The following is a 19101-nucleotide window of genomic DNA, read 5'->3' as shown; positions in this document are numbered from 1 at the left end:
CGCCGCACCCGGGCCCCGCAGCCCGGCCCGCGCGGGCCCGGGAGCCAGCCGTCAGCGCAGCGACTCCTCCCGGAACTCGCCGGGGAAGTCCACCGACGGGCCGTTCTCGCTCTCGCCCTTGCGCAGTTCGACGCGGCGGATCTTGCCGGAGATGGTCTTGGGCAGGTCGGTGAACTGGAGTCGGCGCACCCGCTTGTAGCCGGCCAGGTGGGTGCGGGAGTAATCGAAGATCTGGCGGGCGGTGTCCTCGGTCGGCTCCCAGCCGCCGGCCAGGACGACGAACGCCTTGGGGACGCTCAGTCGCACAGGGTCCGGGGACGGGACGACCGCCGCCTCGGCGACTGCCGGGTGCTCCAGCAGGACGGACTCCAGTTCGAACGGCGAGATCCGGTAGTCCGAGGACTTGAACACGTCGTCCGTCCGGCCCACGTAGGTGATGTAGCCCTCGGAGTCCCGCGATCCGACGTCGCCGGTGTGGTAGAAACCGTCCGCGTAGGCGGCATCGGTGCGGTCCTGGTCGCCGTGGTATCCGACCATCAGGCCGAGCGGGCGGGGGTCCAGGCGCAGGCAGATCTCGCCCTCCGCACCGGTGCCGGTGACCTCCTGCCCCGTGGCCGGATCCACCAGCGCCACGTCGAACCCGGGGCACGGGCGGCCCATGGACCCGTCCTTGATGGGCTGGCCCGGGGTGTTGGCGATCTGCACGGTGGTCTCGGTCTGGCCGAAACCGTCACGGATGGTCACCCCCCACGCGTCGCGGACGCGACCGATCACCTCTGGGTTGAGCGGCTCACCGGCGCCCACCGCCAGGCGGGGCGGCACCTGCAGCTGGGTGAGGTCGGCCTGGATGAGCATCCGCCACACGGTGGGCGGGCAGCACAGGCTGGACACCCCACAGCGGTCCATCTCGCGCATCATCGCCGTGGCGTCGAAGCGGGAGTAGTTGTAGATGAACACGCACGAGCCGGCGATCCACGGGGTGAACACGTTGGACCACGCGTGCTTTGCCCACCCGGGCGAGGACACGTTGAGGTGGACGTCGCCCGGCTGGAGGCCGATCCAGTACATGGTCGACAGGTGGCCGGCCGGGTAGGAGGCGTGGGTGTGCTCGACGAGCTTGGGCTTGCTGGTCGTCCCCGACGTGAAGTACAGCAGCAGGGTGTCGTCGGCGCGGGTGGTGTGGCTTGGCTCGAAGTCCGGGGAGGCGTCCATCGCCGCGGCGAGGTCGGTCCAACCCTCGGGGGCACCGCCCACCGAGAATCGCCGGTAGTCGCCGGAGATCGCGTCGAAGCGCTCGGCCAGCTCGGCGCGGGCGATCACGTGCTTGATCCCGCCGCGCGCGATCCGGTCGCGGAGGTCACCCTCGGCGAGCAGGGTGGTGGCGGGGATGACCACGGCGCCGAGCTTGATCACCGCGAGCATGACGTCCCACAGCTCCACCTGGTTGGCCAGCATGAGCAGGATCCGGTCGCCGGGCCCGACCCCGGACTCGCGCAGCCAGTTGGCGGTGCGGTCCGAGCGGATGCGCATCTCGTCGAACGAGTACTTCGCCTCGGTCGGGGCGCCGCCGCCGTCGTGTTCCTCGACGATCCACAGCGCGGGGTCGGTGTTCCCCTCGGCCTCGACGTCGAACCAGTTGAGAGCCCAGTTCCACTCGTCGAGCTCCGGCCACGCGAAACCGGCCCGGGCGGCCTCATAGTCCTCCGCGTGGGCCTGCAGGAAGTCACGGGCGGTGCGGAAACGGGTGGTGGCGTCGGTGGCGAGCGGGGCCATGAAGTCTCCTGACAACGGGCACGGGTGAGAACGGGCGCTGGAAGTGAGTCAGCTCACAGTATGGGCGGCCGGTCGGGTGGCGGTACACCCGAAAGGGGAGGGTCGGGGGCGGTCGCGGGGCCGGGCCCTGGATTACTAGGAGATGCAAGTATAGAGTGATGGTCATCACGGGAGAAGTAGCGCGCGGGCCATTCGAGACCGCGGCCTCACGACGAAGGGATGTCCATGTCGGATCTCAGGCAGATCGAGCACTACATCAACGGCACGAGGGTCGCCGCGACGGGCGGCCGCACCCACGAGGTGTTGAACCCCAGCACGGGTAAGGCGCAGGCCGTGGTTCCGCTGGCGTCGACGGCGGAGGTCGACGACGTGATCGCCAAGGCCGCCGAGGCGCAGAAGGCGTGGGCGGCCCAGAACCCGCAGAAGCGCGCCCGCGTGCTCATGCGCTTCGTCGACCTGATCAACCAGAACATGGACGAGCTCGCGGAGCTGCTGGCGATCGAGCACGGCAAGACCACCCCGGACGCGAAGGGCGACATCCAGCGCGGCCTCGAGGTGATCGAGTTCGCGATCGGTATCCCGCATCTGCTCAAGGGCGAGTTCACCGAGAACGCCGGCACGGGCGTCGACGTCTACTCCATGCGTCAGCCGCTCGGCGTGGTCGCGGGGATCACCCCGTTCAACTTCCCGGCCATGATCCCCCTGTGGAAGGCGGGCCCGGCCATCGCGTGCGGCAACGCGTTCGTGCTCAAGCCCTCCGAGCGCGACCCCTCGGTCCCGGTGCGCCTGGCCGAGCTGTTCACCGAGGCGGGCCTGCCCGACGGCATCTTCCAGGTCGTCCACGGTGACAAGGAGGCGGTCGACGCGATCCTGAACAGCGAGACCATCCAGGCCGTGGGCTTCGTCGGCTCCACGCCCATCGCGCAGTACATCTACGAGAACGCGGCCCGCACCGGCAAGCGTGCGCAGTGCTTCGGCGGCGCCAAGAACCACATGATCATCATGCCGGACGCGGACCTCGAGCAGGCCGCGGATGCCCTGGTCGGGGCCGGTTTCGGCTCCGCCGGTGAGCGCTGCATGGCCATCTCCGTGGCCGTCCCCGTGGGCGAGGGCACCGCCGAGGCGCTGCTCGAGAAGCTGGTGCCCAAGGTCAAGGAGCTGCGGGTGGGCCACAGCCACGACCCGAAGTCCGACTACGGCCCGCTGGTCACCCCCGAGTCCAAGGCCCGCGTCCTGGACTACATCGACCAGGGCGAGAAGGCCGGCGCGGAGATCCTCATCGACGGCCGCAGCGTCGGCGCCTACACGGACGAGTTCAACGGCGAGGACATCTCGGGGGGCTACTACGTCGGCCCCACGCTCATGGACAAGGTCACCCCGGACATGAGCGTCTACACCGACGAGATCTTCGGTCCCGTCCTCGTGGTGGTCCACGCCAAGGACTACGAGGAGGCCCTGCGCCTGCCCAACGAGCACGAGTACGGCAACGGCGTGGCCATCTTCACCCGCGACGGCGACGCCGCCCGCGAGTTCGTGTCCAACGTCCAGGTGGGCATGGTCGGCGTCAACGTGCCGATCCCCGTGCCGATCGCGTACCACACCTTCGGCGGGTGGAAGAAGTCCGGTTTCGGCGATCTCAACCAGCACGGCCCGGAGTCGATCAAGTTCTACTCCAAGGTCAAGACGGTCACCCAGCGCTGGCCGTCGGGCATCAAGGACGGTGCCGAGTTCGTCATCCCCACGATGGACTGACCGCGCAGCTCACCCGCCGCGCACGGAAATCACCGCGCTCCGTATGAACCGGGCACCGTATGAGAGGCACACCCATGTTCACCCTTGATGACGACGACAAGGTCATCGTCGACACCGCCCGCGACTTCGCGGTCAAGCGGATCGCGCCCAACGCGCAGGAGTGGGACCAGGCCCACCACTTCCCCAAGGACGTCCTCCGCGAGGCGGCCGAGATGGGGATGGGCGCCATCTACATCTCGGAGGACGTCGGGGGCAGCGGGATGCGACGCCTGGACGGTGTCCGGATCTTCGAGCAGCTCGCCCGGGGTTGCCCGTCGGTGGCCGCGTACCTGTCCATCCACAACATGTGCGTGTGGATGGTCGACGAGTTCGGCACCGACGAACAGCGTCATGAGTGGATCCCGCGCATGGCGTCTCTGGAGCTGTTCGCGAGCTACTGCCTGACGGAGCCGGGCGCCGGTTCGGACGCGGCGGCGCTGCGGACGAAGGCGGTGAAGGAGGGCGAGGGCGAGAGCGCCGAGTACGTCCTCACCGGCACCAAGCAGTTCATCTCCGGCGGCGGGCAGTCGGACGTCTACGTGGTGATGGCGCGCACCGGGGAGGCCGGACCCAAGGGGATCTCGGCCTTCCTGGTCCCGGCGGATGCCGAGGGCCTGAGCTTCGGGCCGGACGAGCAGAAGATGGGCTGGAACGCCCAGCCCACCGCGCAGGTGATCATGGAGGGCGTGCGGGTCCCGGCCGCGAACCTCATCGGTGGCGCGGACACCGGCGGCGAGGGCCTCGGGTTCACCATCGCGATGCGGGGACTCAACGGCGGGCGCATCAACATCGCCGCCTGCTCGCTGGGCGGCGCGCAGGACGCCTACACGCGGGCCGTCGCCCACGTGCGGGACCGTGAGGCCTTCGGCGGCGCGTTGATCGACGAGCCGACGATCCGCTTCACCCTCGCCGAGATGGCCACCGAGTTGGAGGCGAGCCGGCTCATGCTGTGGCGGGCCGCCGCTGCCCTGGACGCCAAAGAGCCTGATCACGTGGAGCAGTGCGCCATGGCGAAGCTCTTCGTGACCGACCACTGCTTCGACATCGCGGACCGCGCGTTGCAGCTCTTCGGCGGGTACGGGTATCTGTCCGAGTACGGAATAGAGAAGATCGTGCGAGATCTCCGGGTGCACCGCATCCTGGAGGGGACGAACGAGATCATGCGCGTCGTCGTCGGCCGGGCCGTCGCCGCGCGCGGACTGGGAGCGTAGGACATGGACAACCGATCGCAGACTGTGGCGTTTCTCGGGCTGGGCAACATGGGTGGACCCATGGCCGCCAACCTGGTCGGCGCCGGACTCGACGTCCGAGGATTCGACCCTGTGGCGGCGGCGCAGGACGCGGCCCGGACCGCCGGGATTACCGTGTGCGACTCGCCCGCCGAGACGGTCCGCGGTGCCGGTGTCGTGATCACGATGCTGCCCAACGGCGCGCTCGTGACGTCGACCTATGACGACGTCCTGGGCGAGGCGGGGGAGGGGACCCTGTTCATCGACTCCTCCACCATCTCGGTCGACGACGCCCGCGCGGTCCACGCCAAGGCGGTGGACGCCGGGATGCTCCAGGTCGACGCGCCCGTCTCCGGCGGCGTCAAGGGCGCGACCGCCGGCACGCTGGCGTTCATGGTCGGTGGGGAGGACGAGGCCTTCGCGGCCGCGCAGCCCGTGCTCGAACCGATGGCGGGCAAGGTCATCCACTGTGGCGGCGCCGGGGCGGGCCAGGCCGCCAAGGTCTGCAACAACATGGTGTTGGCCGTGCACCAGATCGCGATCGGCGAGGCGTTCGTCCTCGCGGAGGGGCTGGGTCTCGATCACCAGGCCCTGTTCGACGTGGTCACCGGCGCCACCGGTAACAGCTGGGCGCTGCACACCAACTGCCCGGTCCCCGGTCCGGTTCCCACCTCGCCCGCCAACAACGACTTCACCCCTGGTTTCGCCACGGCTCTCATGAACAAGGACCTCGGGCTGGCGCTCGCGGCCCTGGAGAGCACTGGTACGGTCGCTCCGCTCGGCGCGGCAGCGGCAGCCCTGTACGACGAGTTCGCGCAGGACAACGGTGGCAAGGACTTCAGCGCCATCATCACCAGCATCCGCGAGTCCTCGCGGGGCTGAACCCCTCCACTCTCGGGAGAACACCATGTCCACCCTCCGACCCAAGGATTCAGACGCTGTACTGGGGGCCCTGCGCCGGGCCCGCCGCGATTCCGGTGTCCCGGTCGTCTTCGCCGGCGACGTCACCGGCGAGACGGCGAGATTGAACCGCTTCATCGGGGTCCGCACGGACTCCATGCAGGGGTTGTCGGTGGCCAGGGGGCGTGGGCTCGGCGGTCACGTGATGGCCTCCGGACGGCCGGCGACGGTGCGCGACTACGAGGAGTGCTCCAGGATCACCCGCGACTACGCCGACGCGGTGGACCGCGAGGGGTTGCGGGCGATCATCTCCGTCCCGGTGATCGTCTCGGGGGTGGCGCGGACGATCCTCTATGGATCGGCCCGCGTCGCCACCCAGCTCGGCGACCAGGTCACCCGGACGTTCACCACCGTCGCCGCGGACCTGGCCTCGGAGTTCAAGGTCCACGACGAGGTCGACCGACGGCTGCGGATGGCCGACCACGCCGCGGCCGAGCAGAACTTCGGTCTGGAGTCATCCGACAGGGAGCGACTGCGCGTCCTCCACGGCGAGTTGCGGGCCATCGCGGCCGAGCTCGGCGACCCGGATCTCCGCGAGAGGCTGCTGGCTGCGGGTTCTGCCCTGGCGGGGGTGGGCCGGACTCCCGAGGAAGGGCGGGAACCGGCCCCGGCGCCGACCGTCTTGTCCCCCCGGGAGATCGATGTCCTCGCCCAGGTGGCTCTCGGGTGCTCCAACGCCGAGGTCGGCGCCCGGTTGTCGCTGTCACCCGAGACGATCAAGGCGTACCTGCGCAACATCGGTACCAAGCTCGGCACACGATCACGGATGGAGTCCGTGGCCCGCGCCCGGCTCCTCGGCGTCCTGATCTGATCCGTCGTGGCCTGACCCGCCCCGGCCGGGGCCTCAGTGGCCTGCGGTCCGGCTGTAGCTGACCCTGACCCCGGTCGCCGGGCGGGTGAGCATCGTGGTCCACGGGAACGTCAGGTCGTCGGGGTCATCGCTGATCCGCACCTCCGGTCTGCACAGCGCTGCGACGGCCGCGGACAAGGCGGTCACAGCGATCTTCTCGCCGGGGCACCGGTGGCCGGTGCGGACCCCGGCGCCGCCGTGCGGGATGAACGCCTCCAGCGCTTCCGCGTCGTCGACCCCGAGGAATCGTTCCGGGTCGAAGGTGCCCGCGTCGCGCCAGTGATTCGGATCCGTATCGGTCCCCTGGAGGTCGAGAAGGACGCGTTCCCCTTCGTGCACCGGGCACCCACGGACCTCGAAATCCGTGGTCGCCAACGCCGGCAGCATCGGCACGAACGGGTAGACGCGCCGGACCTCCTGCGCGAACGCCACCGCCTCGGGGATCTCGGTGAGCCGTCCGGCCTCCGCGGAGGCCTCGCGGATCCGGTTCCGCCACGCCGGGTTCTCGGCGAGGGCGACCGCGGCGAAAGCCGCGAAGCGGGCGACAGCGACGGTCGGACGGGTGAGGTTCTGCAGTTCCACCGCCGCCGTGCGGTCGTCGACCAGCTGGCCCTCCTCGTCCCGGAGGTCGGCCATGGCGGCCAGCACCGAATCGGGATCGGGTCGGATTTCTCCCGACCTGACCTTGCGGACCAGGGATGTGGCCCAGCGGTCGAGGCGGAGCCGCTCCACCTGCGCGACGGGGTTTCCGGAGATCCGACCGAACGTGTCGAGGAGCCTGCTCATCTGACGCGCGCGCCTGTTCGCCTCCTCCGCGCGCACCGGCAGCCCGGCCCACCGCAGCGCCGCCCGACCGAACGCGGTCGTGGTGTCGTGGTGCACGGTGCCTGACCCGCGGCGTGCCCATTCGTCGAGCATCTGCTCGAGCTCCTCCGCCACGAGCGAGGCGAAGTGCGCCACCCGGTCGTCCTCGTAGGCGAGGTCGGCGAGCGCGTTCTTGCGGACGGTGTGAGCGCGGCCGTCCAGACCGTGCACGGCTCCGGGTCCGAAGAGCGGCAGGCGGACGAACGCGGGCATGGCCCCCTCGCGCTTGACCTTGTCGGAATCGTAGAAGTGACGGACCCCCTCCACGCCGCGCAGCAGCACGGCCCGTCGACCCATCAGGCGAAGGCGCACCGGCGTCTGGGAGTCGGCGGGTAGTCCCGCACGCTGCCGTACGCGGGAGGTGAACAGGTATCCGGATCGGAGGAAGTCGACGGACTGTTCGCGGAGTGTCGGGCGTCCGTGGGAAGGCATCGGTGTCTCCTGCTGACTCGGGTGCGCTCTTCGCCCGACACCCTAGGGGTGGCCGAAGGGCGGGGCATCCGGTCGAATCGGGCCTTTGGTTTGTGGGCCGGATCACGTCCACATACTTTCGGGTGTACCGGGTGTGGCGGTCATCACATACTGTTCGCCTCAATCGACGCCTATGCGTCGGCGATCACCCGCCTCGCCGGAGGTCCGATACCCGGCGAACCTGACACGACTGGAGTTGTCTTGACGCAGTCCGGAAATACCCCGCCGGGGGACGCGGCCCCGCAGTCCCCCACCCTTCCGCCGGTCAAGCAGAAGACCTCGCTGAAGAAGGTCGCCGCGGCGTCCTCGATCGGTACCACCATCGAGTGGTACGACTTCTTCATCTACGGCACCGCCGCCGCGCTGGTCTTCCCGGCCCTGTTCTTCCCCGACCAGAATCCCGCCACGGCGACACTGTCCTCGTTCGCGACCTTCGCCGTGGCGTTCTTCGCCCGGCCCGTCGGTGCGGCGATCTTCGGCCACTTCGGTGACCGGATCGGTCGCAAGAACACACTCGTGTGGACGCTCATCATCATGGGCGTGGCGACCGTCTTCATCGGCCTGCTGCCCGGTTACAACTCGGGGGCGTTCGGCGTCTTCGAGGGCGGTATCGGCATCTGGGCGCCGACCCTGTTGGTGGTGTGCCGCTTCTTCCAGGGCTTCGCGGTCGGCGGCGAGTGGGCCGGCGCGACACTGCTCACAGCCGAGTACGCCCCCGAGGGCAAGCGCGGCATGATGGCGATGTGGCCGCAGCTGGGCGTGGCGTTCGCGTTCTTCCTCTCCTCCGGTACCTTCCTCGTCTTCTCGCTCGTCGCCGGTGGCGGTGCAGACCTCGACAGCCCCTTCATGCAGTACGGCTGGCGTATCCCGTTCCTGCTCTCCGCCGTCCTCGTCCTGGTCGGCCTGTGGATCCGTCTCACCGTCGAGGAGACCCCGGTCTTCCGTCAGACCCAGGAGCGGGAGGCCAAGGAGGCCGCCGCGACCGCGGCTGCGGACAAGGCGGCGAACAGGGTCACGGCCCCCAGGACGCTGCCGTTCGCCGATGCTCTGCGCTACCAGTGGAAGGAGATCCTCATCGCAGGTGGCGCGCTCACCTCACTGTTCTCCCTCTTCTACATGGGCACCTCGTTCCTCACGAACTACGCCACGGCCACCCTCGGGCACTCGCGTCCGTTCGTCCTGGGCATGGGCATGATCGCCGCCCTCGTCTTCGGTGTCGCCATCGCGCTGTCGGCGATGTACTCGGACAAGATCGGCCGGAGGAAGGTCATCGGCACCTCGGTCGGCCTGGCCATCCCCTGGACGCTGTTCGTCTTCCCGATCCTGGACACCGGATCGACCTTCGCCTTCGGTGTGGTCCTGTTCGTCACCCTGACCATCTTCGGTATCGCCTACGGTCCGGCCGGCGCGCTGCTGCCCGAGTTGTTCCAGGCCCGCTACCGCTACACCGGTGCCGGACTCGGCTACAACCTCGCGGGCATCCTGGGTGGCGCGCTGCCGCCGCTGGCCGCCGCCGCGATGATCGGCGCCGGCAACACCTTCGGCGTCGGCCTGATGCTCTCCGGGCTGTCCGTCCTGTCGATGGTCTGCATCTTCCTCATGACGGAGTCGAGCAAGAACGTCATCCACGCCGATGTCGAGCCGGACGACTCCCGACTCGTCGCCACCGAGATGCCGTGACCCAGGTCTGACGACACTCACCGAGGAACCACGACCCGGATCCTCCCAAGATCAGCCGCGCCCGGCCCCACCCGAGAGGGGGCCGGGCGCGGTGCTGTCCGTCAGCAGAGCGCGCGCAGGAGCCGGGAGTGGCAGACGACGACGGGAGGGGTGATGACAGGTCGAGGGAGACGAGCCCCCGGCCCTCAGGGGTTGCCGGCGGTCAGAAGTCGCCGGCGGTCTGTCGGAGCGACGAGATGGCCTCGATGAGCGCCGACTGCTCGGACTGGTCCATCCCGGGATCGGAGAACACGCCGGCGTTGAGCGCGGCGGTGGCCTCGGAGACCACCCGCCTGCCCTCGGCGGTGATCTCCACCAGGGTCGTGCGGCCATCGGTCGGGTGGGGTCGCCGCTCGACCAGCCCGGCGTCCAGGAGGCGTTTCATGGCGCTGGTGACACTGGTGACGTGCACCTGCAATCGCTCGGAGGCCTTGGTGATGGGCAGCGAGCCGGACCGGGAGAAGGCCAGCAACCGGAGGAGTTCGTAGCGGGGGAACGACAGGTTCCACGGCCGCAGCGTCTCCTCCACCCGCGCCAGCAGGATCTGGTGTGCGCGCATGACCGACGTCACCACGGTCATCCCCTGGGCCGCGTCGGTCCATCCCTCACGCTCCCAGTTGGCGCGGGCCTGGTCGATGCGGTCGGGAATCGGGGCGGTCCTGGGGGGCACGGCTCACTCCTGGAGGACACGGCGGGCGTCTGATCAGGCGAGTCTATCGGTACCGGGCCCGCGAGACAGGGACGACTGGCGGACTCGACGGCAGCCCACCGACCGGTGCCGCAGGATCGCCTCGAGCCCTCCGCGGCCGGCCCGGGCCACGGGAACACTCCGCCTATGCTCGGGGGCGTTCGCGTTCCACACCCGCCTCGCCGCGACGGAGAGCATGCTGGGGTAGGCGAACGACCCGACCGAGAAGGAGCCGCAGGATCGATGACGAGCACCCAGAGACCCCTGCGTATCGGTAACGTCTCCGCCTCGCGGACGGACCGCGCCACCGCGACCGCCGAGTTCCTCGCGGCCGCGTCCCTGGACGTACTCGCTCTCGACATGCTCTCGGACGAGGCCATGCTGGAGCTCGCCGGACAGCGCGCGGACGGCGGCCCGGGTCACGAGCGCGCTCTCCTCGTGCAACTAGGGGAGTGCCTCGAGCTCATCGGCACCGGGGGCGTGCGGATCGTCACCAACGCCGGCGCCCTCGATCCGGGTGGGCTCGCCGAGGCCCTGCGTGCCATGGCCGCCGACGCCGGGGTCGAGGTGTCGGTGGCGTCGGTGGACTCCGGTGACGTGACCGACCGCGCCGTCGAACTCGGCGTCGGAGCGGCCGACGTCGCCACCGTGAGGCACGGTGCGTTCGGGATCGCGCGAGCCCTCTCCGCGGGAGCCCACGTCGTCGTCACCGGCCGGGTCAGCCGCGAGGCGTTGGTCACGGGTGCGGCAGCAGCACATCATGGTTGGACCCCGTCGGCACTGGACGCGCTGGCCGGGTCCGTGGCGGTGGGGCACGTGCTCTCCGGCGGTCCGGGCGCCACCGGCGTCGTGGACTCGTCGACCGACGTCACCCGCACCACCGACCCGGTGTCCGGTGGCTACCCGATCGCCGAGATCGCTGCCGACGGGTCCGCCGTCGTCACCCGTCACCCCTCTGCGTTCGGGTCCGTCACCGTCGGCACCGTCACCGACCAGCTCCTCGACGGGGTCGCGGGGGCGCGGTACGCGGCTCCCGACGTGGTGCTGCGACTGGACTCCGTCCGTCTCGCCCAGGAGGGCACGGACCGGGTCCGGATCAGCGGGGCCCGGGGTGAGCCCGCACCACCGGTGGTGGCGGTGGTGGCCATGACCAGAGGTCCCGGGCGGCCCCGTCGGGTCGCCCGCCCCCTGGATCAGGCCGCGGCAGGACACACCGTCGTGCTCCCGGGCGGGGAACGGGTCGCGGTGCCCGTCCCGGTGGAGACCGCGGACATCGGTCCCGGTGAGCTGCCCACCCCATGGTCGCCGGGGTCCGTTCCCGGCGGGGAACCGGTGACGTCCGTTCTGGGTTCCGTCGCGAGCGTGCGTCGTGGTGTGGTCGGCCGCGGGGTCAACATCGCGGTGTGGACCTGGGACGACTCCGCGTTCGCGTGGCTGGCCGGCGAGCTCACGATCGATCGTTTCTGCGAGCTCCTGCCCGCCCTCGAGGGCATGGAGACCCACCGCTACCTGTTGCCCAACCTCCGGGCCGTCAACCTGGTCGCCCGCCCCCCGCGCGGTGTGCCGCTCGACAGCGGGCTCGGGGCCGACCTGGCCTCCGTCCGTCTGGAGATCCCCGGCGAGCTCCTGGAGTTCGGACCGTAAGTCGGGTCGTGAGTCCTGGGAAGCGAGAAGTGGAGCGAACCCAGGACGAGTCCGGACGCCCCGGTCGCGTGGCGCCGGTGGAGCCAGTTCCCCGTCCGGGCCCTCCGTGTCCACGCGGAGTCCCCGCAGCATTCCCTCATCCCCCGTAACCGCACCTCCCGCGGGTCCGATCCCGACCTTGGTCACCGCGTCCGGGCGTCCTGAAACAACGCTTCCAAAAGCAAGCAAGCATGCTTGCTTTATTCGAGGCGGGGTGGGAGTCTGGAGCCATGCAGACGAACATCCCGCCCTCGGCGACGGAGGACCCGCACGCGGTCCTGGCCGCGCTCAGCGCCCGACTTGACGACCTCGTCGAGACCGCCGGTCCCGACGTCTGGCACCTGGACACCCCGGCCGAGGGCTGGGACGTGGGGATGCAGATCGCGCATCTGGCCTGGACCGACGAGGTCTCGGTCACCGCCATCACCGATCCGGACGCCTTCCAGGGGGTGGTGGAGACGGCCATGGCCGACCCGACCGGTTTCGTGGACGCCGGTGCCGCCGAGATCGCCGCCACCGGCCGCGACGAGGTCCTGGCCCGATGGCGCCTGGCGCGGGGAGAGCTCGCCGACGCCCTCAAGGCCGCCGATCCGGGCGACCAGGTCCCGTGGTTCGGTCCGCCCATGCGCCCGAAGTCCATGACGACCGCCCGGATCATGGAGACCTGGGCACACGGCATCGACGTCGCCGACGCCGTCGGGATCCCGCTCGACTCCGACCCGGCCTTCGTCGCGGCCCTGCCGCACGTTGCCCGACTGGGCTTCAAGACCCGCGGCTTCGCGTACCTGATGAACGGGCTCGAGGCCCCGACCTCTGAGGTCCACCTCGCCCTCACCCTGGCCGACGGCACCGTCCTCGAGTTCGGCCCGGCCGACGCCGGGCAGCGCGTCACCGGACCGGTGCTGGACTTCTGCCTGCTGGTCACCCAGCGCGTCCACCGGGCCGACACCGCCCTCGAGGCGATCGGCGACGACGCGGAGGAGTGGCTACGGATCGCCCAGGCCTTCGCGGGTCTGCCCGGCGGCGGCCGCGAGGAGGGAGCGCGAGCATGACCGGGAAGAACCTCGCCGCGCCGCTGCGCGTCGGCAACATGTCCGGCTTCTACGGCGACCGCATCTCCGCGATGCGTGAGATGCTCGAGGGTGGCGAACTCGACGTCCTCACCGGCGACTACCTCGCCGAACTCACCATGCTCATCCTGGGCCGCGACCGGATGAAGAACGCGGATCTCGGGTACGCCAAGACCTTCCTGCGCCAGCTCGAGGACTGTCTCGGGCTCGCGCTGGAGAAGAACGTGAGGATCGTCGCGAACGCGGGCGGTCTCAACCCCGCCGGCCTGGCCGGCGCGGTCGTCGAACTCGGTTCGCGCCTGGGGCTGTCCCCGCGGGTCGCGCACGTCGAGGGCGACGATCTGATCAACCGGGTCTCGGAACTCGACATCCCGGCCGACGCCGGCTTCCCGGTCACCGCCAACGCCTACCTCGGGGGCTTCGGAATCGCCCGCTGCCTTGACGACGGTGCCGACATCGTCGTCACCGGTCGCGTCACCGATGCCTCGGTGATCGTCGGTCCGGCGATCAGCCACTTCGGGTGGACCCGGACGGACCTCGACGCTCTGGCCGGCGCTACCGTCGCGGGGCACGTCATCGAGTGCGGGACCCAGGCCACCGGCGGCAACTACTCCTTCTTCAACCGCGGCGAGATCGCCGACCCCGTCACCCCGGGCTTCCCGATCGCCGAGATCGCCTCCGACGGCACCGCCGTCATCACCAAGCACGCGGAGACCGGGGGAGCGGTGACGGTCGGCACCGTCACGTCCCAACTCCTCTACGAGGTCACCGGCGCCCGCTACGGCGGGCCCGACGTCGTCACCCGCCTGGACACCGCTCGCCTCGAGCAGGAGGGCCCCGACCGCGTCCGCATCTCCGGTGTGCGCGGCGAGACCGCCCCCACCACCACCAAGGTGTCGGTGACGTGCCTCGGTGGCTTCCGCAACGAGGTCACGTTCCTGCTCACCGGGCTGGACATCGAGGACAAGGCCGCACTGGTCGAGCGCCAGGTCCTGGCCGGCCTCGCCACCCGCCCGGCGGAGCTCGACTTCCGCCTGAGCCGCACGGACCACGCGGACGCCGACACCCAGGCCGCGGCGACCGCTCTGCTCACCGTCGTCGCCTGGGACCCGGACAAAGACGTGGTGGGCCGGGCGTTCTCCGACGCCGCGGTGGCCATGATCCTGGCGAGCTACCCGGGTGCCACGCCCAGCGCGCCCCCCGGTCGCGGCGGCCCGTACGGCGTGTACATCCCCGCCTACCTCGACCAGGAGAAGGTGCCCCACGTCGCAGTGCTGCCTGACGGGACCCGGGTCGACATCGACCCGCCCGCCGTGACGGAGGAGATGGCCGACGGCCACGCCTCCGACGGCCTCGACGCCGAGGGCGCTCCGCTACCCCCGTCCTCCCCGTCGACGGCGGCCACCACGCGCAGGCCCTTGGGAGACGTGCTCGGCGCCCGCTCGGGCGACAAGGGCGGCACCGCCAACATCGGTCTGTGGGCCGGTGACGCGGTGGCCTACCGCTGGATGCGTGACACCCTCACCGTCGAGGAGCTGCGTCGCCTGCTTCCGGAGACCGCCGACCTCCCGGTCGAGAGATACGAACTGCCCCGCATCAATGCCGTGAACTTCGTCATCGACGGACTGCTCGGCAAGGGCGTCGCCCACGGCTACCGCTGGGACCCGCAGGCCAAGGGCCTCGCCGAGTGGCTCCGCTCCCGCGTCGTCGACGTCCCCGACGACATCACCGCCCCCGTATCCGCCGCTACGGCACCCGCCGAACCGGCACCCGCAGAGGAGAACGCGTGACCATCCCGCCGTACGTACCGGGGGATCCCTGGTACTCCGAGGAGAGTCTCGCCCTGCGCGAGACCACGACCCGTTTCGCCCAGCGCGAGATCCTGCCCCACCAGGACGACTGGGAGGCCGCGGGCGTGCTGCCCCGCGAACTGCACGCCAAGGCCGGCCGGCTGGGCCTGCTCGGGGTCTCGTTCCCGGAGGAGGTCGGTGGCGGGGGTGGCGACATGCGTGACTCCCTGATCGTCTGCGAGGCCCTCCACGAGGCCGGCGTCGCCGGCGGCGTGTTCGCCTCGCTGTTCACCTGCGGCATCGCCACCCCCCACCTGGCACAGTCCGGCCGACCCGACCAGATCGAGCGCTGGGTCAAGCCCACACTCGCCGGCGAGTTGATCGGCTCCCTGGCGATCACCGAGCCCGGCGGCGGCTCCGACGTCGGACGCCTCACCACCACCGCCCGCCGGGACGGCGACCACTACGTCGTCAACGGCGCCAAGACGTACATCACCTCCGGCACCCGCGCCGACTTCGTGGTGACCGCCGTGCGCACCGGTGGCGAGGAACTCAGGGGAGCGGCGGGTGTGAGCCTGCTCGTCATCCCCACCGACACCCCCGGTTTCCACCGCTCGGCACCGCTGGAGAAGCTGGGTTGGCGGGCGTCGGACACCGCCGAGCTGACGTTCACCGACTGCCGGGTGCCGGTGGAGAACCTCGTCGGCGCCGAGAACGACGGGTTCGCCCAGATCGCCATCGGCTTCGTGGGAGAGCGCGCGGCGCTGGCCGCCCAGGGGTACTCCCACGCCCAGCGATGCCTCGACCTCACCCTGGACTGGGTGCGGGAGCGCGAGACCTTCGGTCGCCCCCTGCTCTCCCGGCAGGCCGTCCAGAACACCGTCACCGAGATGGCCCGCCGCATCGACGTCGCCCGCACCTACACCCACCGCTGCGTGGACCTGGCCGCGGCGGGCCACGACGCGATCGCCGAGGTCTGCTTTGCCAAGAACACCGCCGTCGAGTGCGCGGAGTGGGTCGCGAACGAAGCGCTCCAGCTCTCCGGAGGACTCGGCTACATGGCCGAGTCCGAGGTGAGCCGCCAGTACCGCGATGTCCGCCTCCTCGGCATCGGCGGAGGAACCACCGAGATCCTGACCACCCTCGCCGGACGACGTTTGGGGTACACCGCATGACCATCCTGCGTTCCACGCTCGACACCACCAGCGCCGAGTTCGGCGCCGCCAAGGCCGCGATGGAGGACAAGCTCACGCAGCTCACCGCCGACCTCGAACCCGCGCTGGCCGGCGGCGGCGAGCGCAAGGTCGCCCGCCACCGCGAGCGCGGCAAGTTCACCGCCCGGGAGCGGATCGACATGATCCTCGACCGGGAATCCCCGTTCCTCGAGCTGTGCGCGCTCGCCGCGTGGGGCTCCGACTTCCAGACCGGCGCCTCCGTGGTGGCCGGGATCGGCGTGGTCGAGGGGGTGGAGTGCCTGGTCATCGCCAACGACCCCACGGTCAAGGGCGGCACCTCCAACCCGTGGACGCTGCGCAAGATCCTCCGCCTCAACGACGTGGCCATGAAGAACCGGCTCCCGGTGATCAGCCTCGTCGAATCCGGTGGCGCCGACCTGCCCACGCAGAAGGAGGTGTTCATCCCCGGAGGCGCGCTCTTCCGCGATCTCACGCGCCTGTCGAAGGCCGGAATCCCCACCATCGCCGTGGTCTACGGCAACTCCACCGCCGGCGGAGCGTACGTGCCGGGGATGAGCGACCACGTCGTCATGATCGAGGAGCGCTCGAAGGTGTTCCTCGCCGGACCCCCGCTGGTCAAGGCCGCCACCGGCGAGATAGCCGACGAGGAGACCCTCGGTGGCGCCGACATGCATGCCCGGGTCTCCGGCCTCGCGGACCACTACGCCCTCGACGAGGCCGATGCCGCACGCCTCACGCGCGGCATCGTCCGGCGGCTCAACTGGTCGAAGTCCGGACGCGTCCCCCGGGCCGACGTCATCGAACCGCTCTACGGTGCCGAGGACCTGCTCGGCATCGTCCCGGAGGACCTCAAGATCCCGTTCGACCCGCGCGAGATCATCGCGCGCATCGTGGACGGGTCCGACTTCGACGAGTTCAAGCCGCTCTACGGGGCGAGCCTGGTGACCGGGTGGGCCGAGATCCACGGCTACCCGGTGGGCATCATCGCCAACGCCCGCGGTGTGCTGTTCAGCGCGGAGGCGCAGAAGGCCACCCAGTTCATCGAGTTGGCTAACCGCTACGACACACCGCTGGTGTTCATGCACAACACCACCGGCTACATGGTGGGCTCGGAGTACGAGCGCGGCGGCATCATCAAGCACGGATCGATGATGATCAACGCTGTCTCCAACTCCGAGGTCCCGCACCTGTCGCTCATCACCGCCGCCTCGTACGGCGCGGGCCACTACGGCATGTGCGGCCGCGCCTTCGACCCCCGGTTCCTCTACACGTGGCCGAGCGCCAAGTCCGCCGTCATGGGCGGTCAGCAGCTCGCCGACGTGGTCACCTCCGTCGCCGCCGCGGCCTCGGCCGCCCGGGGCGAGGAGATGACCCAGGAGACGATCGACGGTCTCAAGACCATGATCGCCGACCAGATCGAGAAGGAGTCCTTGCCGGCCTTCCTCTCCGGGATGCTCTACGACGACGGCATCATCGACCCCCGCGACACCCGGACCGTGCTGGGTCTGAGCCTGTCCGCGATCCACTCCGGAGAAGTCGCCGGAACCGACCGCTTCGGCGTCTTCCGGATGTGAGGAACAACACCATGCAGAATTCACCCACCCCAGCCCCGATCACCTCGGTCCTGGTCGCCAACCGCGGGGAGATCGCCCGCCGTGTCCACCGCACCGCCCGCGCCCTCGGCATGACCACGGTGGCGGTCTACTCCGACGCCGATGCCGAGGCGCCCCACACCCGCGAGGCCGACGCGGCGGTCCGACTCCCGGGCAACACCCCCGGGGAGACCTACCTGCGCGGTGACCTGGTCATCGCCGCGGCCACGGCCGCCGGAGCCGACGCGATCCACCCCGGCTACGGGTTCCTGTCCGAGAACGCCGGGTTCGCGCGCGACGTGATCGACGCGGGGCTCACCTGGGTCGGCCCGCCGGTGGCCGCCATCGAGGCCATGGGCTCCAAGATCGAAGCCAAGAAGATGATGGGCGAGGCCGGCGTGCCCATGCTCACCGATCTCGAGCCCGCCGACGTCACCGAGGACATGCTCCCGGTCCTGGTCAAGGCCTCCGCCGGCGGCGGCGGACGCGGCATGCGCGTGGTCCGCACCCTGGACTCACTCCACGACGAGATCGCGAACGCCCAGCGTGAGGCCAAGTCCGCGTTCGGCGACGACGCCGTGTTCTGCGAGCGGTACCTCGAGCGTGGCCGCCACATCGAGGTCCAGATCATGGCCGACTCGCACGGCACCGTCTGGGCGGTGGGCGAGCGCGAGTGCTCCATCCAACGCCGCCACCAGAAGGTCATCGAGGAGGCACCGAGCCCGCTGGTCGAGCGGACCCCGGGGATGCGGGAGAAGCTGTACTCGGCGGCCCGCGACGCGGCGTCCGCGATCGGGTACACGGGTGCCGGCACGGTCGAGTTCCTGGCCACCGACGACGGCGAGTTCTTCTTCCTCGAGATGAACACCCGTCTCCAGGTGGAGCATCCGGTCACCGAGGCCACGACCGGCCTGGATCTGGTGGCACTCCAGCTGGACGTGGCGGCGGGCCTGCCCCTGCCGTCCGCCACACCCCCGGTCGCCCGCGGCTGGTCGTTCGAGGCCCGCCTCTACGCCGAGGACCCTGCCAACGACTACACGCCGGGGTCCGGAACCCTGTGGGCACTCGACGTCCCCGGGGTCTGCTCGACCTTCGAAGGTCCACACCTGCCGGGCATCCGACTGGACAGCGGTGTCGAACCCGGCGCGGACGGCGCGCTGATCGGCGTGCACTACGACCCGATGCTGGCCAAGGTCATCTCCTACGGCCGTACCCGCTCCGAGGCCTGCGCCTCGCTCGCCGGTGCGCTGACGCGGGCGAAGGTCCACGGCCTGACGACCAACCGGGCCCAGCTGGTCCGGGTCCTACGCCATCCGGAGTTCATCGCCGGGAACCTGTCCACCGCGTTCCTCGACGACCACGGCGCCGAGGCCCTCGCCGCCCCGCTGGCCGGCGCCGAGGCCGCGGCGATCTCGGCGCTGGCCG

At 70.4% G+C, this 19101-nt stretch carries 14 protein-coding genes; 11 read left to right on the top strand and 3 right to left on the bottom strand.

The genetic code is table 11. The features are described from left to right. Positions 1-51 precede the first annotated feature (51 nt). The gene (locus G6027_RS05410) at positions 52-1773 is read right to left on the bottom strand and encodes an AMP-binding protein (protein WP_182636102.1); all 1722 of its coding nucleotides are present in this window, start codon (positions 1771-1773) and stop codon (positions 52-54) included. 225 nt (positions 1774-1998) lie between these two features. Between G6027_RS05410 and G6027_RS05405 the strand changes: the two genes are divergently transcribed. The 4 genes from G6027_RS05405 to G6027_RS05390 all read left to right on the top strand — a co-directional run bounded on the left by G6027_RS05405 (position 1999) and on the right by G6027_RS05390 (position 6564). After that, positions 1999-3525 (top strand): CoA-acylating methylmalonate-semialdehyde dehydrogenase, encoded by a 1527-nt coding sequence (locus G6027_RS05405; protein ID WP_182610134.1) that lies wholly within the window; start codon positions 1999-2001, stop codon positions 3523-3525. 74 nt (positions 3526-3599) lie between these two features. Continuing rightward, positions 3600-4775 (top strand): acyl-CoA dehydrogenase family protein, encoded by a 1176-nt coding sequence (locus G6027_RS05400; RefSeq protein WP_182636099.1) that lies wholly within the window; start codon positions 3600-3602, stop codon positions 4773-4775. Positions 4776-4778: 3 nt separating this feature from the next. Further along, positions 4779-5675 (top strand): 3-hydroxyisobutyrate dehydrogenase, encoded by an 897-nt coding sequence (gene mmsB, locus G6027_RS05395; RefSeq protein WP_182636097.1) that lies wholly within the window; start codon positions 4779-4781, stop codon positions 5673-5675. 25 nt (positions 5676-5700) lie between these two features. Further along, positions 5701-6564: a LuxR C-terminal-related transcriptional regulator gene (locus G6027_RS05390; protein ID WP_182636095.1), complete on the top strand. Its 864-nt coding sequence runs from the start codon at positions 5701-5703 to the stop codon at positions 6562-6564. A gap of 33 nt (positions 6565-6597) precedes the next feature. Here the strand turns inward: G6027_RS05390 and G6027_RS05385 are convergent, their stop codons facing one another. Continuing rightward, positions 6598-7899 carry a cytochrome P450 gene (locus G6027_RS05385; protein WP_182636093.1) on the bottom strand — a complete coding sequence of 434 codons (1302 nt, stop codon included), beginning with the start codon at positions 7897-7899 and terminating at the stop codon, positions 6598-6600. A gap of 240 nt (positions 7900-8139) precedes the next feature. Between G6027_RS05385 and G6027_RS05380 the strand changes: the two genes are divergently transcribed. Beyond that, on the top strand, positions 8140-9618 hold the full coding sequence (locus G6027_RS05380) for an MFS transporter (protein WP_182636091.1): 1479 nt from the start codon (positions 8140-8142) through the stop codon (positions 9616-9618). Positions 9619-9820: 202 nt separating this feature from the next. Here the strand turns inward: G6027_RS05380 and G6027_RS05375 are convergent, their stop codons facing one another. After that, positions 9821-10327, bottom strand: coding sequence for a MarR family transcriptional regulator (locus tag G6027_RS05375; protein ID WP_182636089.1), 507 nt, complete (start codon positions 10325-10327; stop codon positions 9821-9823). Between the two features lie 261 nt (positions 10328-10588). On the opposite strand from G6027_RS05375, the gene G6027_RS05370 reads away from it, so the two are divergent. From G6027_RS05370 to G6027_RS05345, 6 genes are all read left to right on the top strand, one after another. Next, positions 10589-11989 (top strand): acyclic terpene utilization AtuA family protein, encoded by a 1401-nt coding sequence (locus tag G6027_RS05370; protein WP_182636087.1) that lies wholly within the window; start codon positions 10589-10591, stop codon positions 11987-11989. 269 nt (positions 11990-12258) lie between these two features. Further along, on the top strand, positions 12259-13080 hold the full coding sequence (locus G6027_RS05365) for a TIGR03084 family metal-binding protein (RefSeq protein ID WP_182636086.1): 822 nt from the start codon (positions 12259-12261) through the stop codon (positions 13078-13080). Continuing rightward, positions 13077-14888: an acyclic terpene utilization AtuA family protein gene (locus tag G6027_RS05360; RefSeq protein WP_182636084.1), complete on the top strand. Its 1812-nt coding sequence runs from the start codon at positions 13077-13079 to the stop codon at positions 14886-14888. Before G6027_RS05365 ends, G6027_RS05360 begins: the two co-directional genes overlap by 4 nt. Beyond that, positions 14885-16063 (top strand): acyl-CoA dehydrogenase family protein, encoded by a 1179-nt coding sequence (locus G6027_RS05355; protein ID WP_182636082.1) that lies wholly within the window; start codon positions 14885-14887, stop codon positions 16061-16063. The genes G6027_RS05360 and G6027_RS05355 overlap by 4 nt, the downstream gene beginning before the upstream one ends. Further along, positions 16060-17658, top strand: a complete 1599-nt coding sequence (locus G6027_RS05350; RefSeq protein ID WP_182636080.1) for a carboxyl transferase domain-containing protein — start codon at positions 16060-16062, stop codon at positions 17656-17658. The genes G6027_RS05355 and G6027_RS05350 overlap by 4 nt, the downstream gene beginning before the upstream one ends. Before the next feature lie 11 nt (positions 17659-17669). Next, positions 17670-19101, top strand: a 1432-nt coding sequence (locus G6027_RS05345) for a biotin carboxylase N-terminal domain-containing protein (RefSeq protein ID WP_182636078.1), incomplete at its 3' end; no start/stop codon positions are given.

Source organism: Dietzia sp. SLG310A2-38A2, assembly GCF_014145095.1.
Classification (GTDB): domain Bacteria; phylum Actinomycetota; class Actinomycetes; order Mycobacteriales; family Mycobacteriaceae; genus Dietzia.
The sequence above is the reverse complement of the archived record's forward strand: the minus strand, read 5'-3'. Positions and strand labels throughout refer to the sequence as shown.

Bases quoted from the DNA above. Each gene is read 5' to 3' on its own strand.
- G6027_RS05410 (WP_182636102.1), bottom strand. From the start codon at position 1,773: ATGGCCCCGCTCGCCACCGACGCCACCACCCGTTTCCGCACCGCCCGT.
- G6027_RS05405 (WP_182610134.1), top strand. From the start codon at position 1,999: ATGTCGGATCTCAGGCAGATCGAGCACTACATCAACGGCACGAGGGTC.
- G6027_RS05400 (WP_182636099.1), top strand. From the start codon at position 3,600: ATGTTCACCCTTGATGACGACGACAAGGTCATCGTCGACACCGCCCGC.
- mmsB (WP_182636097.1), top strand. From the start codon at position 4,779: ATGGACAACCGATCGCAGACTGTGGCGTTTCTCGGGCTGGGCAACATG.
- G6027_RS05390 (WP_182636095.1), top strand. From the start codon at position 5,701: ATGTCCACCCTCCGACCCAAGGATTCAGACGCTGTACTGGGGGCCCTG.
- G6027_RS05385 (WP_182636093.1), bottom strand. From the start codon at position 7,899: ATGCCTTCCCACGGACGCCCGACACTCCGCGAACAGTCCGTCGACTTC.
- G6027_RS05370 (WP_182636087.1), top strand. From the start codon at position 10,589: ATGACGAGCACCCAGAGACCCCTGCGTATCGGTAACGTCTCCGCCTCG.
- G6027_RS05365 (WP_182636086.1), top strand. From the start codon at position 12,259: ATGCAGACGAACATCCCGCCCTCGGCGACGGAGGACCCGCACGCGGTC.
- G6027_RS05360 (WP_182636084.1), top strand. From the start codon at position 13,077: ATGACCGGGAAGAACCTCGCCGCGCCGCTGCGCGTCGGCAACATGTCC.
- G6027_RS05350 (WP_182636080.1), top strand. From the start codon at position 16,060: ATGACCATCCTGCGTTCCACGCTCGACACCACCAGCGCCGAGTTCGGC.